The sequence below is a fragment of the Bifidobacterium jacchi genome, from assembly GCF_009078285.1.
Classification (GTDB): Bacteria; Actinomycetota; Actinomycetes; order Actinomycetales; family Bifidobacteriaceae; genus Bifidobacterium; species Bifidobacterium jacchi.
On record NZ_RQSP01000021.1, the window covers coordinates 18698 to 23585 of the forward strand.

Below are 4888 nucleotides of genomic sequence, written 5' to 3' on the forward strand. Positions count from 1 at the left end.
CGCAGGTTTTCGCGTTTCAAACATTTCAGGAGGCGCAGTTGGGGCGTGCCGACCGGATGCGTTCGATGGGCGCGTGCAATCTCGCCCTGCTCGACGGTCTGGAATTGTGCGGCGAGTGGGACATGCCCATGCTGGAGCCGTGCGATGTGGTTCCGGATGATCTGATCGGCTTCAACTACGCGCTCACCCGTTCCTCTGACGGCTTGGTGGATGCGGGCGTGCATTTCTTCCTCGAGGACTACCAGTTCGAGCGGGTATGGAGGGAGCCGGCCCGCTACGGGCGCATGCTCGCCCCGTTCCGATGCACACTCACCCCGGATTTCAGCCTGTACCGGGACATGCCGATCGTCCAGCAGGCGTACAACGTGTACCGGTCACGCCTGGTGGGCGCCCACTGGCAACGGCATGGCATCAGCGTGATCCCGACGCTGCAGTGGAGCACGCCGGAATCGTATTCGTTCGCGTTCGACGGGCTGCCGGCTCACTCGGTCGTGGCCGCGAGCACGATCGGGGCGATCACGGACCGTACTGCATCACTGTTGTGGCGACATGGCATGAGAGCGGCGCTGGAACGACTGGAACCGTCCCTCGTGCTCCTGTACGGCCGGCCGATGCCCGGCTTCGACTGGCGCGGCACGCCGCTGATCCGCTACGACAACCACGTCACCGAAAGGATGAAGACATGGGAGGCAGGGGCGCGGCGAGCGGCGTAGGCAACAACGGCAAGCCGTACGGCAGCGAATACCGCACCCTCCTCCAAGTGGACAACATCAAATTCGTGGAACGACGGGACGGCAGGAGCACGACCGCGCCAATCGAGACCAGAAGCGAGAACCGCATCTACGCGACCATACGCAAGGACAACGGCCAGATGCATTCCATATCGATCATGCGAGACGGCAAAGTGCGTACGCAGATTGACTATCAGGACCATTATGGGCTCGGGCCGCATACGCATGAATGGACATACCCCGGGACGAAAGTGGTTCGCGGCAAGCCCCGTCCCATGACCGCAGAAGAGCGTAACCTTTTCGACAAGGTCAACGAGGAATACCGTAGATTCAGGAGCGGATCATGACAGGCAGGACGTATCCGTATCGCACGGATGACTGGGAATGGTTTTCGCAAGTGTGCCACGGCAACTGTGAGGCACTGTTCGACTATGGGGGCCACGAGTATTTCGTCACCATGATCACCGGCGACGGCCACGACGGATGGTTCGCATGCAATTTGGAACCGTTCAAGCACGGTTTCGCCTATGATCCGATCAGTCACGACCACGACACGTTCGAGCAGCTTGCGGACGAGAAGATCTTCGACGACCATACAAGATCCATACGCGACTGCTATCGAGAATTCGACCTGTGGCAGAGCTAGGCGGGGCTACACAAGACGATCACGCCCCTCGCAAAGACTCACCGAGGAGGTGACGCCATGCCGAGCGGAGGAGCACGAACCAAGGCCGGTCGCATGCCGGACCCCGCGTCCGAGGCGTTCCAGCAGCGCGCCGGCGGCCTGTTCGCCCTGCCCGCGAACGGGTACAGGCGGCCTCACCCGAAGTTCCCTCTCCCTCCGTACGCCGTGAAGGACGACCCGTCGCAGGAGGAGCGATGGAACAGGCGCGAACGCGAGGTGTGGAACGAGCTGTGGCGCTACCCGCAGGGGTATGCCTGGTCCCGCCCCCAATACAAGTATCTGCAGCATATCGTCGCCCTGTACGTGCGCCAGTACGTGCTGTGCGAATCACCGGACGCGAAGGCCGCGGACCGGGCCACCCTGTGCCGGTACGCGGACTCCATCGGCCTGACCCCGCAGGGGCTGCGGCTCAACGGGTGGCGGATCGTCGCGGATGAGCCGAAACCAGCGCGCGCCCGGAAAAGCGCGAAGGTGGTGCCGTTCCCGGATCCACGCGACGAATGGGCCGACATGCAGTGACCGGGAAGGAGGGAGGTCTGGCATGGCGAAGTGTTCCCCGACGCCGGCCTCGCTCGGATTCCTCATGGCCGCCGGGACTGCGGCGCACTCAAGGACGTGGCCGGCATGGCCCTGAACCTGCCAGACGACGAACTATCGAGAACACCCCGGTATGGGCCCCCACCCGCGAGGTGTCGGACGCGGCGCGCGCCGACTACTACGCGAAGATCGCCGGCGTCAACGCCGACTTCGCCGACAGCGACGTGGGACTCATGAAGGCCGGGCTGACCTTTAACGAGATCCAGTCGCTGCGCGCCCACCAGCAGCGCATGAAGGCCCAACGGAATATCGAGGCGCTCAAGGCCCGCGTCCTGCAATCCCAACAACAGCAACCGGAGGAGGCCGCGAATGACGACGGCGATGAACGGCCGGCCGGCCAGCCGGGACCTCAAACGGCTGCTGGAACAGGCGCAGAGGGACTATCAGGACAACCTGAATAACCTGACCGACGCGGCCACCGACGAGATCGAGACCGCCATCGCCCGCGGCGACCTCGACCTCAAGGAGCTCGTCAACGAGTACGCGCGCGACGCCTCGCAGCTCGCGAACGACTACTACGACCAACTGCGCACCCTATGGGCCGAACAGTCCAGCGAACCGATGCCCGAGTTCCTGCACGGCAAGCTCGTCGACCCCGAGCGCGTGCTCTGGCAGGTCGAGCACGGGTTCAACAACACCGACTACGCGGGACTCACCTACAAGCAGGTCATGGAAGGCCGCGCCCGGTCCGGCGTGACCATCGACGACCTATGACCGGACCTGTCGAACGTGGATGATGCGCAGCAGTTCATCGCCGACATGATCTCGTCGGCCGGCCGTCTCACCATGCAGCGCAACATCGCCATCGACCCCACGAAACCGAAGTGGGCGCGCGTATGCGGGTCCGCGAAACCGTGCGCGTTCTGCATAATGCTCGCATCCCGCGGCTTCGTGTACTCCAGCGCCGAAGCAGCCGGCGGCGACATGAACGACTACCACAACGACTGCGACTGCGAACCGATCCCCAGCTGGGATGGCAAGAACCCCAAGATCGAAGGCTACGATCCCGACAGGCTCTATGAGCGATACAGCGCATGCCGTGCCACCATAGAGAACCTGCTCACCGAGGAACGATACCGGAAAACATACAAGGACGTGTTCGCGCCCCGATACGAGAACGACGAGCCGAAGACCTTCGACCAGTGGATGGCACGGCAGATCGCCGCCGAAATGGATACGCGTGACCGTCAATGGCTTCTGGATGGCAAGCGTGTACCGGCGTCCTATGCCAGCATCCGGGCCAAACGTGAACTGAAATCCCACGAGCTAAAGACACGGGACGTGCTTGCCGAGAACGGCTTCTCTCTGTGGTTCCCAGAGAGAAGCAACAAGGAAGGCGTCAAAACCGCAGATTGTGTCATCAATGGCGTCGATATTGACTTCAAATCCCCGAAGGAAGGCATATCGTTCAACAGCATCGACAGGCTTTTGCGCGACGCCAGCAAACAGGCTCAAGCCTGCGCATTGCATCTTATCCCCGGTAGGAGCCATATCGATACAGACGAATGCGAACAGTACATCCAGCAGGCCTTATATCGCCGGAAACTGAAATGGGTGCTGTTCATCGATTACGACGGGAACCTTCGCAGGATAGTGCCGGATGGGAAATAGTAATGGCTTCTCACTCTTTGAACCAATATGGGCTCGCATAGAGAAGCCTAGACATGTATATTTTAGCAAATTTTTCGACCATCCGCATGGGTGGTTTTCTCATTTAAGGAGCCGATCATGGATGAACTTGAATCCGTCGAGCCTGCATCCGTCACGGTGAAGGTCAAACCCGACCTGAGCGAGCTGCGCGCGTTCCTTTCGGACATGCTCGCCGTCATCGACCGGCACGATGCGGCCTCAGCCGATTAGACCTTATAACCATTTTTGTTCGCAGCCACCCGCACGGGTGGCTTTTTCATGCCCGAAACGGGCCCCGTATCAACCATTAGGAGGAATCATGGCCGAGGACGCCAACAACAGCACCGATCAGTCGCAGGATGTGCAGGAGCCGCACGGCGAACCGCAGACCGACTGGGAGGCCAAATACCGCGAGGCCGTATCCCATTCGCGCGAGTGGGAGAAGCGCGCCAAGGACAACAAGGCCGCCGCCGACGAGCTGCAACAGCTCAAGGAAAGCCAGATGAGCGAGGCGCAGAAGGCCGAGGCGCGCACCGCGAAGCTCCAGAAGGAGCTCGACGCCCTGAAGGCCGAGAAACAGGCCGGCGAATGGCGTGCGCAGGTCGCCGAGGAATCGGGCCTGCCCGCGAACCTCATCGTCGGCGACAGCCTCGAGGCCATGCAGGCGCACGCGAAGGCCATCAGCGAGTACGTGGAGTCCCGGATGCCGAAAAACGGCATCCCCAAGCCGACGGACGGCAGCGTGCAGCCCGAGGACCCGCGCTCCAAGGGCGCGAACGACCTGCGCCACGCGTTCGAACGCATCAACTTCTGAGATCCCCCGCAGCATAACCCAATCATTCCAACCAAGCTCGAAAGGAGCACTCATCATGGCAGATCCGACCATGAACCGCCAGTCCGGCGGACTGGACCTGACCCCGGAAACCCAGGCGGAGATCTGGCAGACCGCAACCTATCAGAGCGCGTTCATGCAGCTCGTACCGCAGATCAACCTGCCGGGCAAGGGCGTGCGCGTGCCCATCATCACCGGCGACCCCGAGGCCGACTGGGTGCAGGAGGGAGCCGAGAAGCCCAAGAGCGGCGTCGGCTTCTCCAAGAAGGACATGGTGCCCTACACCATCGCGGTCATCCTCCCGTTCTCCAACCAGTTCCGCCGCGCGGGGCACCCCGCAGGGATTGCAGACCAGCGTGTCCGACCAGTCGACCATCACGATCGACGGCAAGCCGGTCAACCTGTGGGAGAAGA

The 4888-nt window shown here is 62.0% G+C and carries 9 protein-coding genes; all 9 read left to right on the plus strand.

What is annotated here, in order from left to right:
- Positions 1-713, plus strand: a 713-nt coding sequence (locus EHS19_RS06640; protein WP_206666333.1) for a DUF4417 domain-containing protein, incomplete at its 5' end; no start/stop codon positions are given.
- Positions 683-1078: a hypothetical protein gene (locus tag EHS19_RS06645; RefSeq protein ID WP_151916995.1), complete on the plus strand. Its 396-nt coding sequence runs from the start codon at positions 683-685 to the stop codon at positions 1076-1078. The genes EHS19_RS06640 and EHS19_RS06645, both read left to right, overlap by 31 nt.
- Complete coding sequence (locus EHS19_RS06650; RefSeq protein WP_151916996.1) at positions 1075-1377, plus strand: hypothetical protein; 303 nt, start codon at positions 1075-1077, stop codon at positions 1375-1377. The genes EHS19_RS06645 and EHS19_RS06650 overlap by 4 nt, the downstream gene beginning before the upstream one ends.
- A gap of 57 nt (positions 1378-1434) precedes the next feature.
- Complete coding sequence (locus tag EHS19_RS06655) at positions 1435-1935, plus strand: hypothetical protein (RefSeq protein WP_151916997.1); 501 nt, start codon at positions 1435-1437, stop codon at positions 1933-1935.
- 387 nt (positions 1936-2322) lie between these two features.
- Positions 2323-2727, plus strand: coding sequence for a hypothetical protein (locus EHS19_RS06660; protein WP_151916998.1), 405 nt, complete (start codon positions 2323-2325; stop codon positions 2725-2727).
- A 15-nt stretch (positions 2728-2742) separates the two neighbouring features.
- Complete coding sequence (locus tag EHS19_RS06665) at positions 2743-3624, plus strand: VG15 protein (RefSeq protein WP_151916999.1); 882 nt, start codon at positions 2743-2745, stop codon at positions 3622-3624.
- A gap of 117 nt (positions 3625-3741) precedes the next feature.
- A complete protein-coding gene (locus EHS19_RS11575; RefSeq protein ID WP_277752789.1) occupies positions 3742-3873 on the plus strand; it encodes a hypothetical protein in 132 nt (43 codons plus the stop codon).
- Positions 3874-3961: 88 nt separating this feature from the next.
- On the plus strand, positions 3962-4456 hold the full coding sequence (locus EHS19_RS06670) for a helicase (protein WP_151917000.1): 495 nt from the start codon (positions 3962-3964) through the stop codon (positions 4454-4456).
- Between the two features lie 55 nt (positions 4457-4511).
- Positions 4512-4888 (plus strand): phage major capsid protein (locus EHS19_RS06675; protein WP_151917025.1); only part of this gene is annotated, 377 nt, incomplete at its 3' end.

Bases quoted from the DNA above. Each gene is read 5' to 3' on its own strand.
- EHS19_RS06670 (WP_151917000.1), top strand. From the start codon at position 3,962: ATGGCCGAGGACGCCAACAACAGCACCGATCAGTCGCAGGATGTGCAG.
- EHS19_RS06660 (WP_151916998.1), top strand. From the start codon at position 2,323: ATGACGACGGCGATGAACGGCCGGCCGGCCAGCCGGGACCTCAAACGG.
- EHS19_RS06655 (WP_151916997.1), top strand. From the start codon at position 1,435: ATGCCGAGCGGAGGAGCACGAACCAAGGCCGGTCGCATGCCGGACCCC.
- EHS19_RS11575 (WP_277752789.1), top strand. From the start codon at position 3,742: ATGGATGAACTTGAATCCGTCGAGCCTGCATCCGTCACGGTGAAGGTC.
- EHS19_RS06650 (WP_151916996.1), top strand. From the start codon at position 1,075: ATGACAGGCAGGACGTATCCGTATCGCACGGATGACTGGGAATGGTTT.
- EHS19_RS06645 (WP_151916995.1), top strand. From the start codon at position 683: ATGGGAGGCAGGGGCGCGGCGAGCGGCGTAGGCAACAACGGCAAGCCG.